Annotated in this window: 23 protein-coding genes; 3 read left to right on the forward strand and 20 right to left on the reverse strand. The window is 46.6% G+C overall.

The genetic code is table 11. From position 1 onward, the window contains the following. Positions 1-55: 55 nt before the first annotated feature. A complete protein-coding gene (locus NST38_RS23640; RefSeq protein ID WP_076252940.1) occupies positions 56-1459 on the reverse strand; it encodes a polysaccharide deacetylase family protein in 1404 nt (467 codons plus the stop codon). Between the two features lie 174 nt (positions 1460-1633). Between NST38_RS23640 and NST38_RS23645 the strand changes: the two genes are divergently transcribed. Continuing rightward, entirely contained in the window at positions 1634-2830 is a 1197-nt protein-coding gene (locus tag NST38_RS23645; RefSeq protein ID WP_076252941.1) for an AI-2E family transporter, read from the forward strand. On the opposite strand, the gene NST38_RS23650 is transcribed toward NST38_RS23645, so the two are convergent. From NST38_RS23650 to NST38_RS23715, 14 genes are all read right to left on the reverse strand, one after another. Continuing rightward, complete coding sequence (locus NST38_RS23650; RefSeq protein WP_076252942.1) at positions 2809-4620, reverse strand: peptidoglycan D,D-transpeptidase FtsI family protein; 1812 nt, start codon at positions 4618-4620, stop codon at positions 2809-2811. The genes NST38_RS23645 and NST38_RS23650 overlap by 22 nt on opposite strands. A gap of 122 nt (positions 4621-4742) precedes the next feature. Beyond that, positions 4743-7031 (reverse strand): methyl-accepting chemotaxis protein, encoded by a 2289-nt coding sequence (locus NST38_RS23655; protein WP_076252943.1) that lies wholly within the window; start codon positions 7029-7031, stop codon positions 4743-4745. Between the two features lie 234 nt (positions 7032-7265). Beyond that, positions 7266-8594 carry a peptidase U32 family protein gene (locus NST38_RS23660; RefSeq protein ID WP_076252944.1) on the reverse strand — a complete coding sequence of 443 codons (1329 nt, stop codon included), beginning with the start codon at positions 8592-8594 and terminating at the stop codon, positions 7266-7268. Positions 8595-8611: 17 nt separating this feature from the next. Then, entirely contained in the window at positions 8612-9541 is a 930-nt protein-coding gene (locus tag NST38_RS23665; protein ID WP_076252945.1) for a peptidase U32 family protein, read from the reverse strand. Positions 9542-9555: 14 nt separating this feature from the next. After that, positions 9556-10596: an endolytic transglycosylase MltG gene (gene mltG, locus NST38_RS23670; RefSeq protein WP_256720109.1), complete on the reverse strand. Its 1041-nt coding sequence runs from the start codon at positions 10594-10596 to the stop codon at positions 9556-9558. Between the two features lie 76 nt (positions 10597-10672). Further along, a complete protein-coding gene (locus NST38_RS23675) occupies positions 10673-10987 on the reverse strand; it encodes a DUF1292 domain-containing protein (protein ID WP_047844066.1) in 315 nt (104 codons plus the stop codon). Further along, on the reverse strand, positions 10988-11287 hold the full coding sequence (locus tag NST38_RS23680) for a DUF1292 domain-containing protein (RefSeq protein WP_017686820.1): 300 nt from the start codon (positions 11285-11287) through the stop codon (positions 10988-10990). It abuts the gene before it with no gap. Between the two features lie 12 nt (positions 11288-11299). Then, on the reverse strand, positions 11300-11716 hold the full coding sequence (ruvX, locus tag NST38_RS23685; RefSeq protein WP_036616953.1) for a Holliday junction resolvase RuvX: 417 nt from the start codon (positions 11714-11716) through the stop codon (positions 11300-11302). Between the two features lie 128 nt (positions 11717-11844). Then, complete coding sequence (locus NST38_RS23690; protein ID WP_036616950.1) at positions 11845-12105, reverse strand: IreB family regulatory phosphoprotein; 261 nt, start codon at positions 12103-12105, stop codon at positions 11845-11847. Between the two features lie 242 nt (positions 12106-12347). Next, positions 12348-14978, reverse strand: a complete 2631-nt coding sequence (gene alaS, locus NST38_RS23695; protein ID WP_076252946.1) for an alanine--tRNA ligase — start codon at positions 14976-14978, stop codon at positions 12348-12350. 435 nt (positions 14979-15413) lie between these two features. Continuing rightward, positions 15414-16481 (reverse strand): AI-2E family transporter, encoded by a 1068-nt coding sequence (locus NST38_RS23700; RefSeq protein ID WP_076212453.1) that lies wholly within the window; start codon positions 16479-16481, stop codon positions 15414-15416. Positions 16482-16777: 296 nt separating this feature from the next. Further along, the gene (locus NST38_RS23705) at positions 16778-16987 is read right to left on the reverse strand and encodes a hypothetical protein (protein WP_017686815.1); all 210 of its coding nucleotides are present in this window, start codon (positions 16985-16987) and stop codon (positions 16778-16780) included. Between the two features lie 10 nt (positions 16988-16997). Further along, on the reverse strand, positions 16998-17519 hold the full coding sequence (locus NST38_RS23710) for a PRC-barrel domain-containing protein (RefSeq protein WP_017686814.1): 522 nt from the start codon (positions 17517-17519) through the stop codon (positions 16998-17000). A 164-nt stretch (positions 17520-17683) separates the two neighbouring features. Continuing rightward, positions 17684-18835 carry a cysteine desulfurase family protein gene (locus tag NST38_RS23715; protein WP_036674524.1) on the reverse strand — a complete coding sequence of 384 codons (1152 nt, stop codon included), beginning with the start codon at positions 18833-18835 and terminating at the stop codon, positions 17684-17686. Between the two features lie 132 nt (positions 18836-18967). On the opposite strand from NST38_RS23715, the gene NST38_RS23720 reads away from it, so the two are divergent. Then, positions 18968-19342: a hypothetical protein gene (locus tag NST38_RS23720; protein WP_076252947.1), complete on the forward strand. Its 375-nt coding sequence runs from the start codon at positions 18968-18970 to the stop codon at positions 19340-19342. A 177-nt stretch (positions 19343-19519) separates the two neighbouring features. Here the strand turns inward: NST38_RS23720 and cymR are convergent, their stop codons facing one another. Further along, complete coding sequence (gene cymR / locus NST38_RS23725; protein ID WP_017686811.1) at positions 19520-19939, reverse strand: cysteine metabolism transcriptional regulator CymR; 420 nt, start codon at positions 19937-19939, stop codon at positions 19520-19522. A gap of 321 nt (positions 19940-20260) precedes the next feature. Here cymR and mnmA point away from each other — a divergent pair, with 321 nt between their 5' ends. Beyond that, positions 20261-21385 carry a tRNA 2-thiouridine(34) synthase MnmA gene (mnmA, locus tag NST38_RS23730; RefSeq protein ID WP_036616942.1) on the forward strand — a complete coding sequence of 375 codons (1125 nt, stop codon included), beginning with the start codon at positions 20261-20263 and terminating at the stop codon, positions 21383-21385. Between the two features lie 131 nt (positions 21386-21516). Here mnmA and crcB read toward each other — a convergent pair whose 3' ends face one another. From crcB to NST38_RS23750, 4 genes are read right to left on the reverse strand one after another with little or no spacing between them, the layout of a single operon-like run. Beyond that, complete coding sequence (gene crcB, locus NST38_RS23735; protein WP_076252948.1) at positions 21517-21876, reverse strand: fluoride efflux transporter CrcB; 360 nt, start codon at positions 21874-21876, stop codon at positions 21517-21519. Beyond that, positions 21873-22274, reverse strand: coding sequence for a fluoride efflux transporter FluC (locus tag NST38_RS23740; protein ID WP_036674530.1), 402 nt, complete (start codon positions 22272-22274; stop codon positions 21873-21875). The genes crcB and NST38_RS23740 overlap by 4 nt, the downstream gene beginning before the upstream one ends. Positions 22275-22307: 33 nt before the next feature. Continuing rightward, the gene (locus tag NST38_RS23745; protein ID WP_076252949.1) at positions 22308-23615 is read right to left on the reverse strand and encodes a replication-associated recombination protein A; all 1308 of its coding nucleotides are present in this window, start codon (positions 23613-23615) and stop codon (positions 22308-22310) included. A 42-nt stretch (positions 23616-23657) separates the two neighbouring features. After that, the gene (locus tag NST38_RS23750) at positions 23658-24548 is read right to left on the reverse strand and encodes a LysR family transcriptional regulator (protein WP_076252950.1); all 891 of its coding nucleotides are present in this window, start codon (positions 24546-24548) and stop codon (positions 23658-23660) included. Between the last annotated feature and the right edge of the window lie 36 nt (positions 24549-24584).

Below are 24584 nucleotides of genomic sequence, written 5' to 3' on the forward strand. Positions count from 1 at the left end.
CCAAATCTGGCGAAGGGCAACCCTTTTCTTTTGCTGGTTGGTGTGATCAGTCCGTTTAGTTCCGCTCTGGCAGTATCTCTTGTTCAATTAACAACGATTCATCTCTGGATTCTTCTACCGTTGCTGCCACCTGCATCGTATGTTGACCGTAACGTTCCAACAGTAGATCCAGCGGCATGGCAATCATCTTGGGTACCAGTTGTTCTGTACGCTGTTTCAAACGTTTGGTTCCTGCCGGGTGGATTACACTTAACAGCAGCTTCAAGTATACTTTGGATGCAGCACTGAACGGTCCAGGAGGCAATTCTTGTATGGTAAATCCGAATTTTTCTGGGCCTCTGTTAATCATGCTCACACCGTATATCGCCTTGGCAGAGCGTAACTCAGGTTCGAGTGCCACCATGCGTGCCAAATCCGGCAATTGCTGTTCCATCGTCCGAATCATGCGAATAGCCAAATGCATACTGGAACGTGACGTCACTCCAAGTTCAAACAAGTTCTGATTGTCAAAATGCAGTTCTATTACCGGATCTCCATTTTGAATGACATGGCCATCATTCATCTCCACCCGTGCTCCGTGATATACACGTGATCTGAAGTGCAGCATTGGGTCCTCTGGCGAAGCCGTCCGTAGATGATATACCCAGTGGAACAACTTCTCCCAGCCCAGCCATAGGGCAACAACGATTCGTTTCCATAGTTTCAATGGTGTCTGTAATTGCATTTTGTTCTGAGATTCGCTCACTGTGATACCTCCCATCAACGTATCAACGCGTACGCTTTGCAGGCCAAGCCGTTCAGCTTCCTGTAATACGACTTCCAGCGCCTGAAGCATCTGCTCCGGCGCGTGTGCATCAGCACCAAGGGTCGTTCCTCGATCATGCAGCAACATGACCTCTCCGCCTCTCAGTTCCTTCAGCATCCGTTCAGTCAATCTCTGGGCACCTACTCGGCTTCTCCAATCTTCAAACATGGAAGACCACAGTACAATCTTTCGTTCTTTCTTGCTGAAAAAATCAAACAAATTCATAATCCCCCACGGTGGACGATAATAACAAGTCTTCACGCCGGTTACTTCATGAATAATCTGACCTGTTCGCTGAATCTGATCTCGAACGGTACGTGGCCGCATGAGCCAGTTCGTCTTGTGAATATAATTATGAATGCCAATAAGATGACCTTCCTCATGTATGCGCTGTATGAGTTCAGGATGACTCGCTGCATGTTCTCCAACGACAAAAAATGTGGCTTTTGCTTGATGCTGACGAAGCAGATCGAGCAGTCTTGGCGTATAATGTGGATCTGGTCCATCGTCAAACGTTAACGCAAATTGTGTATCACTTCTTCCCCGTCGAAATACACGAAAACCAAAAAGCCTGCTGATCAAACTTGGAATAAAGGCGTAAAAAGATGAAAGATACAATAACCACAGTAGAATACTCTGAAGTATCGTTGTCATGTTGCAAGCTCCCCACTTCTCCTGCTGAATTACGGTGCACTATGGCACTATCTAAAATAAACCGCCTTTAATTTTATCATAGTTCAGACTTTTCTTGAATCCTGTTTTCCCAAAAAGATAGCTATCGTGTACAATAAATACAATCTAATTATTGCCATCAAAGGAGCCATGTCCATGCTACCGCTTTACAAAAAATACGGGCGAACTGTCTTTGACATCGCATTGCTCGTATTAACCGTGTATGTGATCATGTACGGTTTCAGTCAATTATACCATGTGGCTGCACCGGTCTTTCTATCATTCATTGTGTATTGGATGATTGAACCGCTGGCCAAATTTTTACATCGCAAAGGATTGCCCAAGACGCTTGGAGCCGCCATCTCCGTCCTGTTGTTTCTTGCATTAATTGTCGCTGCCTTTTTTGGGGTAGGTTTGATTATCATTTCACAGATTTCCAATCTTCAAGATAATTTCCCCGTATACATTGAAATGATACAACGTGAATTCACCAATCTGGTGTTATTCATTCAGGACAAGTCAGACGCTCTCCCTGATGGAGTTATGGAAAAAGCGAATGATTATTTTGCAACACTGACCGGGTTCCTGTCCAAATGGGTAACTAGCGGAGCGCAATTCGTCGTAGGTTTCCTCAGTTCATTCTCTTCGTTTATTACGAACTTCGGAATTGCGATTATTCTGGCATTTTTCCTCAGTATCGAGATTGAATCCTGGCGCAAGTTCGCCCGTGCGAAAACGCCCAAAACATTAAAGTTAGCTATTGAATTCATGCGTAATCACGTGTTCAAGACAATCCGCTCGTATCTGAAGGCACAGATGATCATGATGCTCATTACGTTTGTATTGATTTATGCAGGTTTGTTGATTTTGGGAACCTCTAACGCCTTTACCATTGCAGCAGTCTGTGCGGTTTTTGATCTGGTACCCTTGCTTGGCGTTCCTGTTGTATTTATTCCATGGATCGTCTACTTATTCATTATTGGCAATAGTAGCCTGGCGATTGGCCTGATTGTGATTCTGGCAGTGACGATGCTGACACGGCAATTGCTGGAACCGAAAATATCAGGTAACTCGATTGGTGTATCTTCGGCGTACTTGATGCTTTCGTTTATGCTGATCTCCCTTTCGATCTTTGGCCTGGCTGGTGTAGTGTTATCTCCAGTGCTTCTGATCCTTCTGAAAGAACTGTTACAACAAGGATACCTGCAAAAGTGGATTCACCTGCCAAAAGATGAATTTGAATCCTCTCCATTGGTCATGGACCCACCCGTTAGTAAGGCTTCAGCGAATTCTGCCGAGTCTACTGTACAACGTACCGTTCCTGCGAAGGATCATGAGGACTCCGCCAGATAGTCCATCACCTTCCTGAAGAGAGCCGTCGCCTGATGTTGGCTGTCAGGAGAGACATTTTGGACAAGAACAGCTACAGCATATTTGGGTTGTTCTACCGGTCCATAACCAATGAACCATTGATTGTTGCGCTTCTCTCCATGTTTCTGTACTTGAGCTGTACCTGATTTCCCTGCAACATGCCACCGTGCACGCTGCAGGGATTTTCCTGTTCCCTCACGAACTACCTTATTCATCCAGGATAACAGTTTATGCGCTGTTGCGGGAGCAATCTGTCCTGATGCTGAAGGTGAATCATGCAAGGGCATCTCCAACATGGTGCCACCATCCGCATATTGGATGCGCTTAACGAGACGTGGGGCACTAACCTTTCCATTATGTAACAGTGTAACGATCAGATTGGCAGCTTGCAGCGGTGTGACCAAAACATCGCGCTGGCCGATTGCTGTCTGTATTTTTGCACCTTCATCAGCAGAAGAAACAGCCTCTGTTCTCACACGCCCGTGATCCTCATGATCAAAGTGTCTTAACACAGGCATTCCTGCCATCTGCTTCCCCTCCCAGCCAATCGGACGCGCGAGTCCCAGACGATCAGCCGTGTTCTCCAGTTGTTCCATACTAAGCCTGCGCGCCGTTTCCGCGAATACGATGTTGCAAGACTCAGCGAATCCTTGCTCCAGATTCAGGTCTCCATGCCCATGCTCCTTCCAGCAAGACAACCCATATCTTCCATACTCACCACCGCAATGGAATTCTTCTCCGTTAGAAACCGCATGATACTCCAAAGCAGCAGCCGCAGTGACAATTTTGAAAATGGAACCCGGTACGGCTCCCTGTATTGCACGATTCCCCCAGGCCGATTGCTTGGGGTCCACATGTTGTGGCTGATAGAAAGGGCGGGAGATCATGGCACGAACATCTGCGTTAGCGGCATCTAACACAACAATGGCCCCTTCTTGTAATCCAGATTCTTGCGTCAACTCTTCCAACCCACGCTGTAAGTCAGCATCCACAGTGGTTTCTACACGTAAAGGATAATGGCTATTGGCTGGTGCAATGACGTGCGGCTGAATATCAGGGATAATCTTCCCACCACCCGAGACCATACGTGATACAAGCGTAGGGCCAATTCCCCTTAACAGGGGTTCAAGTGTCCTTTCCAGTCCAGCTGCCCCTGATTTCATGGCAAATGGCTGTTTCACTTCATCCGGATGCCCAGTTAGAACTTTGGAGGACTCAGGCTGTTCAGCCAGATAACCCATCCACTGCATTCCTGTATGCCCCTGAAGATACCTTGTCATCATCGGATAGATGCCCGCTCCTTGCAGGTGCAAACTACGTAGGCGCTCCACCTGGGCAGCGTTCAAATGAACAGGCTGATGTGTACCTGCTGTCCAGAAATGGGGTATACTTTCCTGATTCCACTCCTTCTTCAATTGATCCGGATCGGTATGTAATATAGCTGCCAACTGTATCATCTCGGAGCCTTCTAATACCCCTTGCTTGCGTAATTTCTCTAATGGACTTGCCTGTGGAAAAAGAACCAGTCCCCATTGCAGCTTACCGGTCAACGCCTCACCCTTGTAATCCGTAAATTGTCCCCGCCCCGGGTCAAGCATCACCCCGCGTTCACGCTGCAATACAGACATTTCACGTACCGTTCGGTGAAATCCAGGCATCGTCTGATTCACCTGAACGATCTGAACCCATCCCAATCGTAATATAAGCAATCCAAAGACAAGAGTTAGAAGAATACAAGTTATATAGATTCGCCGTTTCGCAAGGAGATGCATCCCAATCTCACCTTTTGTCGTTTTTACATATTATTGCTGATATGGCTTGGAATTATCCGGTAAACAAAAAGAAAACCTGTCCCATGTGCGGGACAGGTTCTCCTCATTTCAACCTTGGCTTGTTAAACCGTAAAGCGTGACAAGGTTTCTTTCAGTTCAGTAGACACATTCTCCAGTTTGCCAGACAGATTGACCAGCTGGTTACTGATATTTTGCTGTTCACTGCTCAAGGAAGCTACTTCTTGGGACGTTGCAGAAGATTCTTCAGCTACAGCGCTGACATTGCTCATGGCTTCAGACAACGTACCTTGAGATTTGTTCAAATCCCCAATAGAACCTGTCACCATGCCCAGACGTTCCACAAATGCACCCATCTGTTCCTGCACGGAAGCAAAGATGACGTTGGTGTCTTTAACCGCATCCATCTGTTCCTTGAATAAAGGATAAGCTGCCGACAAAGCATCCACGGTCTCATTCATTTCGGTCATGATTTTGTCTGTAATCTCTCCAACCATCTCAATGGATTGTCTGGATTGAGCCGCGAGCTGACGAACCTCATCAGCCACCACCATGAATCCGCGTCCGGCTGCACCGGCACGTGCTGCTTCAATGGTTGCATTCAGGGAAAGGATATTTGTCTGTTTCGTTATGTTTTGCAGCACTTCAAGCACTTTCAGAACAGAAGACGTACTCTCTTTCAGTGAATCAACCTTATTCACCAGTGCACCAATCATTTCTTCTGTCTTCTGCGTTTTGGTCATCAACTGATTCAGATGTTGTGTTCCTGTCTGACTGGACTTCTCTACATGACGAGCAGAATCACCCATCTGTTCATTAGCAGCGATTACACTCTGCATCTGACGAGAGATATTGTCAGTTAATTCATTGCCACGTTCCGCTTCGGTTGCCAAACTGCCCGCACCGCCAGCGATCTCTTCTGTAGCTACAGCAATCTCCGAAGCAGACACAGCCGTTTTCTTGGATGCACTGCTCAGCTCAGAGGCCGTATCCAATACTTCCTGTGCAGAACGATTGGTTTGTTCAACCAGCTTAGTAATCTGCTCCATCATCAGATTGAAGGCAGTCGAGAGCTGACCAATTTCATCCTGGGAGCTATATGGTGTACGAACTTTAAGATTACCTTTCGCACCTTCCTGCATCAGGTCTTTCAATTTGCCAAGTGGACGAGCGATCATACGCACCATCCAGATCCCAATCAATACTGCAATCCCCGCATCAATCAGCGCCATCCACAGGGTCAGAGTCAGAATGCCTTTTGCGTCCTGAACCAAAACAGAGGTAGGTATCATACCAACCAGTTTCCAATTGGATGTATCCATCGTACTGTATACAGCCAGCATTTCCGTAGATTTGCCATCTACCGTATACTCCGTATTCGTACTACCTGCTGGTTCGGTCAACTCTTTGACAAATGCGAGCTCTGTATCTTGTCCTGTACGATCCGAGATGGAGGATGCAACCACTTTATTATCTGGAGCAATTAGTTGAAGAATAGCTCCTGGCCCCAGATCAAGCGATTTCAATTGTTCCTCCAAAACTTCCAGTTTCAGTTCAATAACCAGAACATACGACTGAGTAGTCCCCTGCAAGTTTTTCATGGAACGTGCAATTTTAAACGTTGGCGTTGAGCCACCTTCTTTGACCTCTGTTGGAAGCCAGCGATAACCGCCCGCTTCAATTAACTCACTGTACCATGCTTCCTGGCGAATGCTGCCCATGGATGAACTGTTGCTGCCGGTACCCATAATGGACTTTGTATCGTCCGTAGGTACCAAATAAATCGCTTCCATAGATTTATTTGTAAATGCAACATTGGACAGTTGCTTGTTGATTGAACTTGAGTTCACGAATGTATCATACGCAGTCAAATTCGTATCTGACATTTTTTGTAGCAAGGACTGCATTTCCGGATCAAAGAAAATCTGTGTGGATGTATCGACAAATCTCTCCAGAATAATGTCCATTTTTTGTTTGGTCTGATCAATGGTCTCCTGATTGGCACGCGAGGCATTTTTCTCTATCGTACCTTTGGCCTTCGAATAGGATAATAGACCTAAACTTACTACAAAAATCATAATTCCCGCAAAAAAGATCAAGAACAGTTTAACCCCTACGGATTTAACCGGATTTGCCTTCTTAATCTGTTGGAAAGAAGACCCTCCAAGGTTTTTCCAATCCCGGTTTTTAAATTGTTTCTTCACCCAATCAGTCTTGATCCAGCCCAGCTTGAGCTTGCTGCGGTCAATCTTAAACAATCTTTTGCCACTGCCTGTCGTTTTGCTTTTGACTACTTTTTCTTTCTTCACTTTCTGAACCTTCTCAGGATTAACCTGCTCGGCTTTTGTCACTTGCTCCCCACTGTCTTCCTGCTTCTTTTGAACCAATCCCATTCACCTGCCAGTAATTTACTTGTTAGATTTTTCTTTCTCTCCCCTATAAATATGTAGTATTCGACAGCTTTCTTCGTTCCCCTTTCACTTCCCAGAAATATTTTACAACTTTATTCCTATTTTTCTATAAAAAAAAGACCCCCATCTGCCGATAAACGGAGGTCCCCATGTAAATTTCATAACACTATGTTGTTAAATCATAATACAATATTGACACATTGTAGGTATTTGAGCCTACTTCTTTTTTCTCATCATATCGAAGTACGAAACCGGTTGATCTACCTTCATTTTAATCAGTTGCAACGGGTGACGAGCAGCATCTAGAACATTGCCTTCTTCATCCTGTATTTCACCGACGACCTGTTTGAAAAAGTGACCTCCCGGGCCGAAAAATTCAATTTCCTGTCCTGGTTTGAAGTGATTGCGCTGTTGAATGGTTGCCATTCCTGTTTCAGCATCATACCCCATGACCAATCCAGCGAAGTCAAAAGGTACAGCCTTTTCTTCCGGTTCATAGATATGATCTTCATGGTCTGGTGTATCATAGAAAAATCCGGTATTCAGCGGGCGATTCGCCGCTTTGTTCATTTCTTCAACCCATTCAGGTTTCAGAACATAATTTTCCGGGTCTGCCATATAGGCATCAATAGCTTGACGGTATACGTTAACCACAGTTGCCACGTAGTGGATCGATTTCATACGCCCTTCGATCTTGAAACTGTCCACGCCCACATCAATCAACTCGGGAATATGGCCAATCATGCACAGATCCTTAGATCCCATGGAGAATGAATTATCCTGTTCCTGGAACAGAGGAAGCTGATTCTCACCCAGTTTGAATGGTGCAGGTGCCTTCATCTGCATGTCCTCTTCGCTGACCCACACCGTATCTTCTCTCGCATCCTCAAACAGATCATACTTCCAGCGACAAGACTGGCAACAGCCGCCCCGGTTGGAGTCACGATCCGTAAAGTGATTGGAGAGCACACAACGTCCGGAATACGACGAACACATCGCCCCATGAATAAAGGCTTCAATTTCAATATCCACATTGGCCTTGATTTCTTCAATCTCTTCAAAGCTGGTCTCACGTCCGAGAACAACACGTGGAAGTCCTTCATCTTTCCAGAACTTCACGGCTTGCCAGTTGAGTGTGGATTGTTGAGTACTTAGATGTACCTCAAGGCCTGGCACAGCACGAAGGGCTACTTCAATAATAGCCGGATCAGCTACGATGATCGCAGAGATTCCCGCATTATAGAGGTTTTGCAGGTACGTTTCGATACCCTCAACATCCTCATTATGTGCATAGATGTTTGTCGCTACGAACACTTTGGCTCCATACTTTTTGGCAAACTCCACACCTTCACGCATCTCTTCAAAGCTGAAGTTATCCGCGTTGGAACGCAGTCCATAGGCTTGTCCACCGATATATACGGCATCTGCACCGTAATGGATCGCAAATTTCAGTTTTTCCAGATTACCCGCCGGAGCTAGCAGCTCCGGTTTGTCCAGACGGTTACGTTTCCCCGAGAACTTCCGCTGTACCGCCACTGTTTCCATTCTGTTCACCTCGTCTATTAATACACTTGTTCTTTATAGAAAAATCCAAACGACAATTCACGTTCAGGGTCCTGTAACTTCCGCACCTCAGCGAGCCACTCTTCAGAGAACGCATATGCATCAGCATCGGCTATATAACTGTCAATCGCTGTCCGATATGCACGTACAACAGCTTCATTGTAGGTGAGCGACTTTAACATACCTTCAATTTTGAAACTGTGCACACCCGCCTCCATCAACAGATGAAGATCTTCGAGGATACATATATCCTCTGAGCTCATAATGTGTGTACCGTTAATATCCTCGTAGATCGGGAATTTCTCATCCCGACGTTCAGCCTCGATCAGGAACAATCCCCGCTCTTTCCCCAGATGTCCCTCAACCGGCCGCCCTTGATGAGCCATGTAACTTTGTACCAGACTGCGCTTGGAATGATAAATATTCGTCATGCCATGCACCTGAACCTGAGCTTCCACCTTCAAAAAAGGAACCATTTCCGTCAACTCGTCCATATTCAGCTCTCGGGCAAGTACAACGCGACTCGCTCCCTTGGTTCCCCAATAGTTGGCCGTCGCATAGTTCGTTGAAGTCATCTCCGCATTCCAGTGCAGCTTCACATGTGGAGCGTATTCCTTCATGGTGGCCAGCACGGATGGGTCATTAAACTCCACACCATCAATACCGATCCTGCCAAGTGCTTGAACATATTCAGGCAATTCTTTCAACAGTTCGTTGGACATCAGATTAGTCATGGATACATACACACGCGCCTGATGTTTGGCTGCAATGGCAACTACCTCTGCTGTATCTTCCACGCTAAAGCTGCCTGGAAGACGCATGCCGAATCGATCATCTCCAATGACCAGAGCATCTGCTCCAGCCTGGAGCAGCACTTCTGCCTCTTTCACATTCGCTGCTGTAACGAGCAGTTCATGTTTCTTACTCATATAATCCCCTCCGCTTATTGCGCAGCCTTACTTTTGGCTATATTTTGCTGGTGTTCCTTATACGTTTTGGCAAATAGATGTCCAGACGAGCCATCCTTTTTTGTCACATAGAACAGATACTCCGAAGCTTCCGGATTTAGCGCTGCCTCAATGGACGGAAGACTTGGACTGGCAATTGGACCTGGTGGCAAGCCTTTGTTCAGATACGTATTATAGGGACTTTTCACCTTTAGATCCTTGAAAAACAATCGTTCCTTCGGTCTGTCGAGCAGATATTGCACGGTAGCATCAATCTCCAGCTTCATATCCTGATTGATCCGATTGTAGATTACACCTGCAACCAGAGCACGTTCCTCGTCCACTACAACTTCTTTCTCCACGAGTGACGCGATCGTCAGCAGTTCATGCAGGGAAAGGTTCTTTTCCTGGAGCTTGGCTTCCAAATCAGGAATGGAATTAATCTTGGTCTGGAATTCTTCCAGCATCCGTTGCATCACATCATGCGTGGAACTTCCCTTTTTCATCTCATACGTATCCGGGAATAGATACCCTTCCAATACGTAGCGAAGTTCTTCATCCACTGGAATATCTTTGATGATATCTACATCAAAGGCCGAAGGATCATTGGCCAGCTTGATGAATTCATCCCGATCTACTACATGCTCATAAGAAAGCTTACCCGCCATTTGCAGAACGTTATAACCCTCCGGAATCGTAAATTTCACCATTTCTTCCGGTACAACTTCGCCACTACTCAGCTTGCTAACAATCTCATCATATGTCACGCCAGGATTCATTGAATATGTACCCGCCATGAAATTAGAACCCAGTTTCTTCCACTTTAAATACCCTTTGAAGGTTAACCCACTTCGAATGAGGCCTTCTTCTTGAAGCTGATCCGCGATTTTCGAAGTTCCCGATCCGCTCTTAATCTCGAATACGACCGGTTCTGTAGAAGCTTCCACAGGACGCATCATACTCCACACGTAACCGCCTGCGCCTCCGACAAGAACTACAATGATAAGCAGTATGACTACAATTGCTTTCCCTTTCAAAAAAGAAACAACTCCTTTACACAACCAAAAAGAGCGGACTTCTCCGCCCTCCCGGTTTCTTCAATTTGAAGCTGATTTAATCTTCGTCAATGGGGAGTGTACACTCATCATACAGTTCCGAGATGTTCTCCCACTCATCGTCATCGTCGATCGTAACTAACTCTGGCATGATCTGGTCTTCACTTCCAGGTGATACCCGCAGAAGTTCAACCTCGTCATAAGGTCGCAACGAACTGCGGAGCACCGCGTACTGTTGACCGTTCACTTCGAACTCAGCCAACAAGTCATACGGTTGTGATTTACCGTTCTCTTCCTCGAGCTCAACATGAGCACCGAATGCCAGACGCAGTGAATCTGTCCATTTCAGGTCTTTGCGGCTATATTCCGTCATTTAGTTCGCTTCCTCTTCATCTTCAGCAAGAAATGTATTAAACGTCTCCTCGACGATATCCCATTCGGCATCATCTTGGATGACGAAAAGTTTAATATCGTCGCCCTCTTCTTCATAACGGAATGCATATACATCCGTTTCGCCATCTTCAGGTTCAACCGGAGCAACCATCATGTACTTGGCCTCCGAACCATCTACTTCAAACTTCATGATGACTTCGAATTCCTCTTCATTACCCTCGTCATCCGCAATGTAAATAATTTCCGCTTCTTCTTCCATACCCAGTTGATCTTCAGCCATTGTTGATCCCCCTCACCTTCTACTATTGGCATCCAAATAATTTTGCAAAATCAAGCTTGCGGCCATTTTGTCCACAACCTGCTTGCGTTTTTTCCGACTGACATCCGCTTCGATCAGCGTACGTTCTGCTGCCATGGTTGTCAGCCGTTCATCCCAAAGGTGAACAGGTAAATTCAGTTCATCCCGCAGTCGATCGGCAAAAGCAATGCATATCTCACCGCGCGGTCCTACGGTGCCGTTCATGTTTTTGGGAAGTCCGACTACGATCTCACTAATCTCATGCTCACGCACAAGTTCGGCAATCCGAGCGAACTCGCCTTCATCACGGCGGCGTTCTAGCACTTCCAATCCCTGGGCAGTCCAACCGAAGGCGTCACTCGCGGCAACTCCGATTCTTCGGTCCCCATAGTCCAAACCTAATATTTTCATCCATGCTCTCCCATCCTGGGGCCTGCTCAGGTCGATTACGAATAATCGCCTTCTCAAGCTTCAGGCTGTCTTCTGTCGGTTCATTTCCCGCTGTCTGCAAGGCTGCAACACAGCGGAAGCGGCGTACATTACCGGTGATTGGCCAGATAGGAACGTACAAGCTCTTCAATCAGCTCATCGCGCTCCTTTTTACGGACCAGACTACGTGCGTTGTTGTGACGAGGAATGTATGCCGGGTCTCCGGAAATCAGATACCCAACAATCTGGTTGATTGGATTATACTCCTTATCGACCAATGCATCATATACCGTGAGAAGAATCTCTTTGGATGATGCTTCCTGTTCGTCACCTTTCACATTAAATTTAACCGTCTTATCCATGGAGTCCATTGATGACACCTCGCTCCTGCATGAACATGGGGACCATGTCCTGCCGAATTGATTTCTGTTTATATAATAACATATTCTGACTGCCACAAGTAAACAAAGGATAAGGCAATTGTGTTTTTTGCTTGTCCTTTACTGGCTTCAGCATATTGCATCATTCGATTCCACACGCTCTCGGGTACAAAAAATAAACGAACAGAACCATTTCGATTTATTTTTTGACGATTGAAAGCCACTCAATGGATTTATGCATTATGCCCGCTAACCAGAGAAACCGCCAGTTTCAGCGCTTCATCCAGCTTGGTCGCATCCTTACCTCCGGCTTGCGCCATATCTGGACGTCCGCCACCGCCACCGCCGCACACTGCTGCGACTTCTTTGACGATTTTGCCTGCGTGTAATCCTTGTTTTACTTGTTCAGCAGGTACTGCTACAACAAAATTCACTTTGCCGTCCGCTGGAGCACCCAATACGAGTACCGCGTTAGGCAATTTTACTTTCAACTCATCTGCCACTGTACGCAACGCATCCATGTTCGGAGCATCTACGCGTGCTGCCAGCAATTGTGTATTTCCTGCTTGTACCACTTGATCGGTCAATTGACCCGCTTCCATGGCACTCAGCTTGCTTTGCAGGGATTCAGTCTCTCTGGCTGCTTCTTTCAGTTGTTGGTTCAGACCTTCAATCCGTTTAGGTACATCAGCCACATTTGCTTTGAGCAGTGTTGCTGATTGTTTAAGCAGTTCCAACTGGCTTTCCACATACAGATATGCGCCGCGGCCAGTTACAGCTTCGATCCGGCGTACGCCGGAGCCAATTCCGCTCTCGCTCACCAGTTTGAAGATTCCGATCTCTGAAGTATTATTTACGTGACAGCCGCCACAAAGTTCCAAACTGTAGTCTCCGACTTGAACAACACGTACAATATCTCCATATTTTTCGCCAAACAGGGCCATTGCACCCATTTCTTTGGCTTCATCAATAGCTTTCAGCTCGATGTTCACGTTCAGACGATTCCAGATCTGTTCATTCACCTGACGTTCAATCTCTGTCAACTCTTCCGGCGTAATACTACCGAAGTGAGAGAAGTCAAACCGCAGACGCTGTGGCTCTACGAGCGATCCTGCCTGGTTTACGTGTGTGCCGAGCACATCTTTGAGTGCCTTGTGCAGCAAGTGGGTAGCCGTATGGTTTTTGATAATGTCGCCACGTTTCGCTGAGTCTACTTCGGCGTTGATCACATCACCTACACGCAGTTCACCAGACTCCACAGTCACCAGATGTACATGTTGTCCGAGTGGAGCTTTGAACAAACCTTGTACTTTTGCTGTTACACCAGCACCTCGCAGCAAGCCCTGATCACTCACTTGACCGCCACTTTCCGCGTAGAACGGAGTCTTGTCCAGAACAACCTGACACGTCTGTCCTTCGCCTACAGATTCAACAAGGGCGTCACCAGCTACGATGGCTACCACTTTTGCTTCCGTCAACAGGTCAGTATAACCAACAAACTCGCTTTTAACCTCCAGATCAGCAAGTGGTCCGCCTTGGACTTTCATGCTCTCGTTCTCTTGACGCCCAGCACGTCCAAGCTCACGTTGTTTCTGCATGGAAGCATCAAAACCTTCACGGTCCACAGTCAGACCATGCTCTGCAGCATAATCTTCTGTCAGGTCAAACGGGAAACCGTACGTATCATACAGTTTGAAAGCTTCAGGTCCGCTAATAACGGTGCGTCCTTCGGATTTGGCTGTGCCGCTGATATCAGCCAGAATAGCCAGACCATCTGTTAGTGTTTCGTGGAAACGCTCTTCCTCGGTTTTGATTACTTTGGCGATGAACTCCTGTTTGTCTACTACCTCAGGGTAGTACATGCCCATCACTTCACCAACGGTTGTTGTCAATTCATACAGGAATGGACGGTCAAGTCCAAGCACTTTTCCATAACGAACTGCACGGCGAAGCAAGCGACGGATGACATATCCACGTCCTTCATTACTTGGCAGAACGCCATCACCTACTGCAAAAGCAACCGTACGGATATGATCGGCAATGACTTTCAATGCAACATCAATCTCTACGCTGTCGTTATATTTCACACCCGCAAGAGCGGCTGTTCTTTGAATCATCGGTTGGAACAGGTCTGTGTCGAAGTTGGAATCCACATTTTGCAGAATGGAAGCAAAACGCTCCAAACCTGCACCTGTATCAATGTTTTTGTTAGGAAGCGGTGTGTAGCTGCCGTCCTTGTTATGGTTGAACTGGGAGAATACCAGATTCCATACTTCCAGGTAACGTTCGTTTTCCCCACCTGGATACATTTCAGGATCGCTCATGTCGTTTCCGTAAGCTTCGCCGCGGTCATAGAAGATCTCGGTACAAGGTCCACATGGGCCTTCGCCGATATCCCAGAAGTTTTCATCCAATTTAATGATACGCTCAGCAGGCAGTCCTACTTTTTCGTTCCACAGTTTGAAAGCTTCTTCATCTTCCGGATATACCGTTACGGAAAGACGTTCCGGATCGAATCCGATCCACTCTTTGCTGGTCAAGAATTCCCAAGCCCATGTTACGGTCTCTTCCTTGAAGTAATCTCCAATAGAAAAGTTGCCGAGCATTTCGAAGAACGTATGGTGACGACGCGTTTTACCAACATTCTCGATATCATTGGTACGGATACATTTTTGGGAGTTCGCTAGACGCGGGTTCTCCGGCTTCTCACGTCCGTCAAAATATGGTTTGAGCGGTGCCATACCTGCATTGATCCACAAAAGAGAAGGATCGTTGTGAGGCACGAGCGATGCGCTCGGCTCGATTTTGTGACCTTTACTTGCAAAAAACTCTATCCATTTGGACCGGATTTCACTGGCTTTCATACTGGATGCCCCCATTAAATTATAATAGTCCGTTGCGTATTCGCTCCGGTTGGTCAACATTGTTTTTGTAAAAATAAACACAAAAAACGCCCCTGAATAATCAGGGACGATGTTATCGCGGTACCACCCTGGTTATTGCTGTTCATCCCTTGCTGCCCGGACAAACAAACAATCTCCTCGTTAATGCGAAATAACGGTCGCTCCCGGCAGGGTTGTCCTGCACTCCGAAATTAGCTTTCCGCCGCTTCATCTTTCAAGACTCTTCCAGCCATCAGTTCAGGCTCACCCTGATCCGATGAAGTCTATTCTCTGAGGAAAGGAACCCTCGGCGTACTTTATTTCATCATCGATTTCATGTTCTCAACATACACACTCATTATATCGGTAGCACAAGCGGGTGTCAACGCGGCCTCGTTGATGTTTTAACCCTGCTATTTAGTCGGTCCTTCGTTTGATGTAATAGGCGAAAAAGTGTTGCACAATCACCTTCAGCACGGCAAAAACGGGTACTGCCAAAATTAAACCTACAATGCCTGCCAGTTCACCTCCGACGAGCAGTGCAAATATAATCGACAGTGGATGCAGATGCAACGTACGTCCCACCACCTGAGGAGAAATAACATTACTCTCCAACACCTGGCACAGTGTGTTCACAATGACAACAAGTAGTACCATTTTAAACGATACGGTTGATGCCATGACCACAGCAGGAGCAGCTCCAAGGAAAGGCCCCAAGTAGGGCACAATGTTAAACACAGCTACAATGCTTGCAAGTAGCAGGGCATACGGCATATCAATGACGATATAACCAATGTAGGCAAAGATACCAACAATGACACAGACAATAAACTGTCCCCGAATGTAGTTCCCCAGTGCAGTATCGATCTCTTTCATCACCGAGACAATCGCTTTCCGACGTGAACGCGGAAGATACGCCACAATGGTGCGCTCAAACACCTCAAAGTCTTTTAACATATAAAAGATCAGAAATGGCACGATAAACACATTGAATAACACATTAATGGTCGCCCCGATATTGTCCATAAGCACAGTAATTCCCTGAGTTAGTCGATCCTCCATCTGAAAAAACCAACTGTTCATGCCTGTTCGCACACTTGGCGGCATTAATTTGTGATCCATATTGTTCATCAGGCTCTGGGCACGCATGGATAGCTCCGGCATATGCTCGTTGAGTTCCCCCAGCTGTTCAATCAATACCGGAATGACATTCATCAGAATGACACCGAGGCATGTCAGGAAAAAGGCATATATGAGTAGAACCGCAATTGTACGCGGCACCTTGCGCCCTCCCAGCATGCTGACAATCGGATTAAGTACATAGGATATGATAAGGGCTACGATAAAGGGTGCCAGCACTGTTTTCAGGAACGCATATATGTGAAGCAGTAAAGGCCGCAGCAGCCAAATAAAATATAAAATGATCAATCCGAGCAGCAGCCAGATCGCGTAACGGAACAGCTTGTTTTTGGTTAATTGCTCCACTTGCATCTCTCCTTTTGGACTGGCTCTGAGAGTCAGTATATGTAGGAAAGGTAATATTTATTAACACAGCGCAAAAGTGGAAAGGAGTAATCCGAACATTTTTTCTTAAACCCAAAAAAAACGCCTCCTTCATCAGAGAAGGAAGCGCATTTTGCAGTACGGGTTAGCATATAATCAACCATACACCAGCCGAACCACTATGTAACCGCATCTATATACATCTGCCAACAATTAGCGACAGCCTCCCATGACAGACATTGTCATGAAACCGCATATAGAGGAAGTTATTCTGCTTATTAAGAAGAAGCGTGAAGATGAGGGAAGTCTTGTGGCAGCTCGTCCCCGAAAAACAGATCATCCAGGGAACTCAGCGTACCGTCTTCTTCCACCTGATATACAGACATTTTCTCACCGTTCACCGTTAATTCGATAAAGCATCCCCAGCAATAAAACTGGTGGGAACCAATTTTCCCGATATCTTTGGAACTACAGTTTGGACATTTCATATTCATTCACCTATCCATTAACAGAATGAATGGCATTTTCCAAGCGTTGTTCACTCAGAGACGGCACCATAATGGCACTTTCCCCGATGGACATATCGCTTGTACATGGCAGCCATTTGCGGCCCTCGATCAGATCGGACACAAAACCGTCCGTAATTTCAATCCCTATTATTGTATTTCCCAACTCTTGGTCAAAATAAACATCGGAGACACGCCCGAGCAGCAAACCTTCTTCGGTGAGCACGGACATCTCCTTCAATTTAGACCGACCGAGGAGGTACGTGTATTTTATGTCGTCGGCTCCCGTCTTGCGGACAGCCTGTTGATTACGGATCATGACGGCATCTTCGCCGTAGGCAACGATATCTTGCCACTGCACGATTTTGACATGATTGGTAAACAGACCTTTGTTCTCAAGCTCAATGCCTTCGATCTCCCAATCATCATTCACAATGAAATCCTGGATTTTACCGACCTGCTTCCCGTCCTCAACATCAAAAACGGCAAGTCCGATCATTTCCTGAAGCTTCATCGCTGGGTCCCCCTCATCTTCTTATCATTAAATAGGCGCGGCGCTATTGCTAGGTATGCCCAAAGTTGATGAGTGGCAATCAGACGCCGATCATCAAAACCGCTTCTATCCAACCGATGAAATGGAACTTCTTCCCTCCTTCTGTTCCATGTGTAAAGTTCCCCTTAGGGTCTATTACGCAGTCGTCCAAGAATGGTTCCAATTTTTTCGGCGGTTATCATGATTTCTTCCGTAGTATTACCCAATCCCCAGCTAAATCGAATCGCAGAGTGTAAAAATGTTTCAGGCAATTTCATCGCTTTGAGCACATGAGAGACTTCAAGTGAACCGGAAGTGCAGGCAGAACCGCTTGCAACAGCAATTCCTTCCATATCCAGATTCATTAACATCGTCTCTGTGGACACTTCCGGAAAGCTGATATTCAGGATGTTTGGCAGCGTATGCTCCAGGTGTCCATTCACGTGAAAGTGCTCCGTACCCACATGAATTTCAAGCTGTTCCAACAAAAGTTTACGCAATTCCAAATCATGCTGACGATGCACCTCCGTCTGTGCTGATGCAATCTTGAGAGCCTCTGCAAATCCGGTAATACCTGCGATATTTTCCGTACCAGCCCGACGCTGACGCTCTTGCAACCCACCGTGAGCTCTTGCTTCCAGCACAATTCCTCGCCGTACATAGAGTGCACCCACGCCCTGAGGTCCGTTGATTTTATGCGCAGAGAAGCTGATCAGATCCACAGGCAGTTCCTTACAGGAAATATTCTGGCTGCCCAGAGCCTGAACCGCATCGGTATGGAAAAGGATATTATGCTGACGGGCAAGCTCACCTACCTCGCGAATCGGCTGAATGGTGCCCACTTCATTGTTGGCATACATCATGGTAATCAGCACCGTATCCGGCCGAATGGCCTCTTGCAACTCATCCAGATTTATTCGTCCATGACGATCCACAGATAGATAGGTTACTTCATAACCTTGCCGCTCCAATTCCTGACACGTATGCAAGACAGCGTGGTGCTCAATTGCGGTTGTAATGACGTGTTTCCCCTTATCCTGCCTGGATGAGACTGCTCCAAAGATTGCCAGATTGTCGCTCTCCGTGCCGCCTCCAGTGAATACCAATTCGTCCGGGAAACAGCCCAAAGACGCCGCAATGACATCCCTTGCTCCGCTGACAGTCCGTTTGGCCTCACGCCCAAAGGCATGGATACTTGATGCATTGCCAAATTGTCCTGTCATGACGTTCATCATCGCTTCTGCGACTTGTGGATGCATAGGTGTCGATGCGGCGTGATCCAAATAAATTCGTTTCATTTATCTTCACCCCGTTATATGTTAAATTTCTATCTCATGGCAAACTGTCAAAATTGGAAACTGAAACGGATGCTCTATTGTCACATCTTCGTGTATAATGTTATATATCCATTTCAAAAAGGAGAGAGAGACATGAGTAATCCCATTCTCAGGCAGATTCTGAATCAGCTTCAACAAATGGACAAACGATTCGACAGTATTGATGGACATCTTGGAAAAATAGACCACCGGTTTGATGCTATGGAAGAGAGGCTCGGTGCCGTAGAGAGCAGACTCGACACTGTTGATCGCACACTCAATGCTATTGAGGAACAAACTAAAAACATTCCGCTTCTTCAACAAGCTGTTCTGGAAACATTGACAGTTACGAAACGTCTTGACGCTTCCCAATCCGCCTCTGAACGCAAAGTAACTACCGAATTGAATACCCATCAGCACAGCATTGATATTTTGAATCGCCGTCAGTTACGCTTGGAAGCTGATATAGAAACCTTAAAAAGTCGCTGATTTACAAGTGATCCAGTTAAGTTCACACTTGACCATCTTGTTAATCCCGCGGCTGAATACATAGCCCTGCTCAATTAAAATGATCTGCAGAAATTGAAGAACAAAGTACCCATTGGCATGTCTAAAGCCCCCAAATTGGAGGCTTTATTGTGTCTTCTGTGATGCGAATTAGTGACCTTAAATGTAAAACATGTAGCTGTCTTTTTTGTCCTGATCCTGGAAGGTAATCAGGTCTTTCAGTGTTGTGGAATCCAATACTTCCGCAATCCCGTCACGAATACGCAACCACAGATCACGCTTCGCCGGATCATCTTCCTCCGTGAAGTCTACTGGAGAGATTGGCCCTTCCAGTACACGGATTACATCGCCTGCAGTCACGGTTGCAGGATCACCCGCAAGGATATAACCGCCGTAAGCACCTCTAATGCTTTTCACCAGTCCTGCATTACGCAGTGGAGCAATCAGTTGCTCCAAGTAATGCTCCGAGAGCTGGTTGCGCTCAGCAATGCTTTTAAGTGATGTAGGGCCTTCGCCTATTCTGGCAGCAAGCTCCATCATGATTGTGAGGCCGTAACGGCCTTTTGTCGATATTTTCAAAGGAGTCACCTCTTTCAATTTTCAGAAACGATTGGAAACTTTATATTTAATCCTATGGTCCATGACCGTCTGTTTCACGATCTGTCCACAGCGGAGATGCATTGAGATTAGCATAAACCTTCTAATCCTCCGTATTCCGATCATAACCCTCAGCTAATGTTAACATATCTGCATGCTTTATGGAAAAGAAAGATTGACGATATTCCAAAATGTGCGTCTGTGGTGGACACTATCCAAAATTGGCCGGGTGTATCGTATCTTGAGTCCGGTTATGCTAGAATAAGAAACGAAACACATTTATATATAGAAATGGTGATAACGATGTCCAAAACAATTGAAAATACACGGGTCGTCGTTGGCATGTCCGGAGGTGTCGATTCTTCCGTTACCGCACTGCTGCTGAAAGAGCAAGGGTACGATGTCATCGGCATTTTCATGAAAAACTGGGATGACACCGACGAGTTCGGCCACTGTACCGCTGAAGAAGATTCAGAGGATGTACGCCGCGTATGTGAACAGATCGGCATTCCTTACTACACTGTCAACTTCGAGAAAGAATATTTTGATAAAGTATTTACCTATTTCCTTGATGAATATAAGTCGGGCCGCACGCCAAATCCGGATGTCATGTGTAATCGTGAGATCAAATTTGGTGAATTCCTGAACAAAGCTCTGGATCTCGGCGCAGATTATGTAGCCACAGGACACTATGCTCGTCTGATTGAAGAAGATGGCACACTCAAGTTGCTTCGTGGTGTGGACAACAATAAGGATCAAACGTATTTCCTTAACGCACTCAATCAGAACCAGCTGTCCAAAGCCATGTTCCCGATTGGTCATCTGCCCAAACCGGAAGTACGCAAAATCGCAGAAGCGGCTGGTTTGTATACTGCCAAGAAAAAAGACAGCACAGGTGTCTGCTTCATCGGTGAGCGTAATTTCAAAGAGTTCCTGAGTAACTATCTGCCTGCCAAAGGTGGAGACATGGTTGATATCGCAACCGGTGAAGTCAAAGGTCGCCACGACGGTCTGATGTACTACACACTTGGACAGCGCCAAGGTCTTGGCATTGGTGGTTCCGGCAATGGTGAACCCTGGTTTGTTGCAGACAAGAACCTGGAGAAGAATCAACTGCTTGTTGTTCAGGGCGATGCCCATGCAAGCCTGTACTCCACTGGTCTTACCGCAACGGGTGTGAACTGGATTGCTGGTGCAGAGCACATGCCTAATGTGCCATACCGTTGTACTGCCAAATTCCGCTATCGTCAGCCGGATCAAGGTGTAACATTGACCTGGCAGGAAGATGGAAGTGTGGATGTACAATTTGACCAGCAGCAAAAAGCCATCACGCCAGGACAAGCCGTTGTTTTCTACGACGGAGAGGTCTGCCTGGGTGGGGGTACGATCGATCAGGTGCAAAAAGTACCTGTACCCGCAATGCAATAATAGAGCTTGTCCATTAAAATGCGGATTATACACAATACCGTGTATCCCTATAAAAAAAGCCGTCTTTCATGTATACCATGAAGGATGGCTTTTTTCCTGCTTATTTTTGCAAAAAAATAAAAAATAGTTCGTTATGCAGTCAACCAGACTCCTGCCCAGGCGGCCAACACCCCAACTAGAACCGAACTTACAACGTAGAGCGCCGCGCTTGCGTATCGTTGTCGACCCATAAGTCCTAACGTCTCATAACCAAAGGTAGAGAACGTGGTGTACGCACCGCAAAATCCGGTTCCCCACATCACCCAGATTCCATCTGAGATCATTGCAGATTCATGCCACCCATATAACAACCCAAGCAACAGTGAACCACTGATGTTGATGATCCATGTTCCCCATGGAAAGGCCATTCCCAGCAAGCCAGAGACCCATTTTCCCAGACTGTAACGCAGTACCGCACCCAGCACACCTGCAAAGCCAATCCACAGGATCATGAGGCATCACCCTCTTGTCTTTGTGCTCCCAACATACGATGTCCAAGGCTCATTCCCAGCGCACAGAGCAACAATCCTGCCAACAGACTCACGATCATATAAATAGCGGCACTGATCCATTCGCCCCCTTCGGATAAACGAACAATATCAAGCGTAAACGTGGAGAATGTCGTAAATGCGCCAGTAAAACCTGTACCAATCGCCAGTCGAAGTTGTGGTGTTATTTTGCCTGGAACAGCTATGGTAAAGAACCAACCCAAAAAAAGGCTGCCCATCGCATTGATTAACAGCACCGCCCAAGGGAACCCCCCATGGACAGTTGGTATCGCTAACTGTATGGCATATCGGGTCAATGTACCGAGAAATCCACCCGCCCCTATATACAAAAGCTCTTTCATGTTGTGTGCATCTCCCGAGTGATCTGACTGATCTTATAGATCTCTGCGCCGCTGTTGGTTCAGCCTGATCTTCGATTCGTTACCCTGCTCCGTTGCCTCATAGAATACTCTCCGTGAGAGCTGCTTTGGCAAATATTCTTGTTTCACGTAATGCCCCGGATAGTTGTGTGGATATTGATAGCCCTCATGTCCAAGCTTCACGGCACCTGAGTAATGCGTATCTCGTAAGTGAAGCGGAACTTCTGCCGATTTCATCTCATCAATCGCGTTCATGGCTTTGGAAATGGCGGTGTACACCGCATTGGATTTTGGACTTTCGACCGCGAACAGAATCGCTTGTGCAATGTTCAGCTTGGCTTCGGGCCAGCCGTTATTTCGGTACGCATCAAGTGCTCCAATCGCCTGAGTCATGGCTTGCGGGTTTGCAAGTCCAATATCTTCACTGCTCGCTGCAATCAGACGCCGAATGAAGGTCATCGGGTCCATGCCGAGCTTCTCCACCGCGTATAGAAACCAAAACAACGCCGCATCACTGGAACCCCGAATACTCTTGTGAAATGCAGACAGCACATCATACTGTGTGGATTCATCTGCCTTCACAATGGGGCGCCGAATAGACTCTTCAGCTACACCAAGCGTGATATGAATGGACCCATCCTTCTCCGGTGGCGTGGTCAACGCAGCCAGTTCAAGCGCATTAAGCGCACGCCGAATATCTCCGTTGGCCATCGTGGCAATATGCTCTAGCGCCTCATCGTCCGCCTGTAGTTCCATGAACCCCAGACCTTTGTCCACATCACTCAATGCTCTGCGCATTGCAATTAGGGAATGATCCTTGTTCAGCGATTCCAGCTGGAACAGGGTGGAGCGACTCATCAAGGCTCCATTGACATAATGAAAGGGATTCTCTGTTGTTGCGCCGATAAAAATAATCGTACCCTTCTCTACCGCTGGCAATAGCGCATCCTGACGTGAACTGTTAAACCGATGTACCTCGTCGAGGAACAAAATGGTTTTTGTTCCATACAGCTGTTTGTTCGTTTGGGCCTGTTCGATAACTTCACGCACATCCTTGACGGAAGCTTCCACTGCATTCAGACGTACGAACTGTCCTTGCGTTTGCTGGGAAATAATATGTGCCAAGGTTGTCTTGCCACATCCCGGAGGGCCGTATAACAAGATGGACGAAATCTGATCAGCCTCGATGGCGCGCCGGAGTAATTTCCCTGGTCCAATAATATGTTCCTGTCCAATATATTCATCCAGATGCTCTGGCCGCAAGCGGTCCGCGAGCAGTCTAGCTTGTGGTTTTGAGTCCTGTTGAAACGAAAATAAATCCATTGCTCATCACTTCCTTAACGGATTGCCTTGCCTTGATTACAATTATACTTCTGATGGTTCTCCACTCTCTATCATATCATACTCTCGCGGTAACATAGCCATAAATGCATGAAGTGCACTGCTGACAAAGGTATCCTTGCGAGTAATAAAATGAGTCATCATGCGATTCATACCTACGGGGAGTGTATGCGTGCGCAATAATCCATTTTTGATCTGATGCCTAATCACAATCTCTGGTAATAAGGAAATTCCCATACCGGACGTAACTCCACTAATAATCGCTTCAAGGGTTCCGAATTCCATAATTACTGGACGGGTAACACCACCCACCTCTAACCATTCCTCCAAAACCTGACGATAGGAACACCCCATGCTGTAGACAAGAATAGGTTTACTCTTAAGATCTTCATCCGTAGGACCCATACCAGAATAGACAACAAATAGTTCCTCATCAAATACGGGAATAGAAACGATATCAGGATGATCACAGGGACAGCCTATAAATGCTCCCTCCAATTCATACCCAATAACCTGATCCATAAGCATCTGCGAATTGCCAGTAACCAGTGACAAGGAGACATCTGGATACTGTTTGTAATATCTGACGAAAAGTTCAGGTAGCCGCACGGCCGCTGAGGTTTGTGTAGAACCTATTCGCATTGGACCCGATGGTGTGCTCGTCGCCCGAAGCGCCTTGGAAGCATCATTCAGCAAGCCAATAATTTTATCTGCATAGGTCAGCAGCATCTCTCCGGCTGGAGATAACGTCATGCCTCGGTTATGACGAATGAACAACGTTGTACCTACTTCTGCTTCCAGATGCCGAATTCGTGCCGTTACGTTGGATTGAACATACCCCAGTTTAGAGGCAGCTTTGGTCAGATTCCCTTCCTGTGCAACACACTGAAATATTCTAAGATCCCCGCTCTCCATGGTCCCTCCACTCTGACATCATTCAAAATGATATCC

The organism is Paenibacillus sp. FSL H8-0104 (assembly GCF_038050215.1).
Classification (GTDB): domain Bacteria; phylum Bacillota; class Bacilli; order Paenibacillales; family Paenibacillaceae; genus Paenibacillus; species Paenibacillus amylolyticus.

Bases quoted from the DNA above. Each gene is read 5' to 3' on its own strand.
- NST38_RS23745 (WP_076252949.1), bottom strand. From the start codon at position 23,615: ATGGATTTATTTTCGTTTCAACAGGACTCAAAACCACAAGCTAGACTG.
- NST38_RS23680 (WP_017686820.1), bottom strand. From the start codon at position 11,287: ATGGCTGAAGATCAACTGGGTATGGAAGAAGAAGCGGAAATTATTTAC.
- NST38_RS23750 (WP_076252950.1), bottom strand. From the start codon at position 24,548: ATGGAGAGCGGGGATCTTAGAATATTTCAGTGTGTTGCACAGGAAGGG.
- NST38_RS23740 (WP_036674530.1), bottom strand. From the start codon at position 22,274: ATGAAAGAGCTTTTGTATATAGGGGCGGGTGGATTTCTCGGTACATTG.
- alaS (WP_076252946.1), bottom strand. From the start codon at position 14,978: ATGAAAGCCAGTGAAATCCGGTCCAAATGGATAGAGTTTTTTGCAAGT.
- NST38_RS23705 (WP_017686815.1), bottom strand. From the start codon at position 16,987: ATGAAATGTCCAAACTGTAGTTCCAAAGATATCGGGAAAATTGGTTCC.
- NST38_RS23720 (WP_076252947.1), top strand. From the start codon at position 18,968: ATGAGTAATCCCATTCTCAGGCAGATTCTGAATCAGCTTCAACAAATG.
- NST38_RS23660 (WP_076252944.1), bottom strand. From the start codon at position 8,594: ATGGAAACAGTGGCGGTACAGCGGAAGTTCTCGGGGAAACGTAACCGT.
- NST38_RS23715 (WP_036674524.1), bottom strand. From the start codon at position 18,835: ATGAAACGAATTTATTTGGATCACGCCGCATCGACACCTATGCATCCA.
- NST38_RS23640 (WP_076252940.1), bottom strand. From the start codon at position 1,459: ATGACAACGATACTTCAGAGTATTCTACTGTGGTTATTGTATCTTTCA.
- NST38_RS23645 (WP_076252941.1), top strand. From the start codon at position 1,634: ATGCTACCGCTTTACAAAAAATACGGGCGAACTGTCTTTGACATCGCA.
- NST38_RS23655 (WP_076252943.1), bottom strand. From the start codon at position 7,031: ATGGGATTGGTTCAAAAGAAGCAGGAAGACAGTGGGGAGCAAGTGACA.
- ruvX (WP_036616953.1), bottom strand. From the start codon at position 11,716: ATGAAAATATTAGGTTTGGACTATGGGGACCGAAGAATCGGAGTTGCC.
- NST38_RS23690 (WP_036616950.1), bottom strand. From the start codon at position 12,105: ATGGACTCCATGGATAAGACGGTTAAATTTAATGTGAAAGGTGACGAA.
- mnmA (WP_036616942.1), top strand. From the start codon at position 20,261: ATGTCCAAAACAATTGAAAATACACGGGTCGTCGTTGGCATGTCCGGA.
- NST38_RS23710 (WP_017686814.1), bottom strand. From the start codon at position 17,519: ATGAAGCTTCAGGAAATGATCGGACTTGCCGTTTTTGATGTTGAGGAC.
- crcB (WP_076252948.1), bottom strand. From the start codon at position 21,876: ATGATCCTGTGGATTGGCTTTGCAGGTGTGCTGGGTGCGGTACTGCGT.
- NST38_RS23665 (WP_076252945.1), bottom strand. From the start codon at position 9,541: ATGAGTAAGAAACATGAACTGCTCGTTACAGCAGCGAATGTGAAAGAG.
- NST38_RS23650 (WP_076252942.1), bottom strand. From the start codon at position 4,620: ATGCATCTCCTTGCGAAACGGCGAATCTATATAACTTGTATTCTTCTA.
- NST38_RS23675 (WP_047844066.1), bottom strand. From the start codon at position 10,987: ATGACGGAATATAGCCGCAAAGACCTGAAATGGACAGATTCACTGCGT.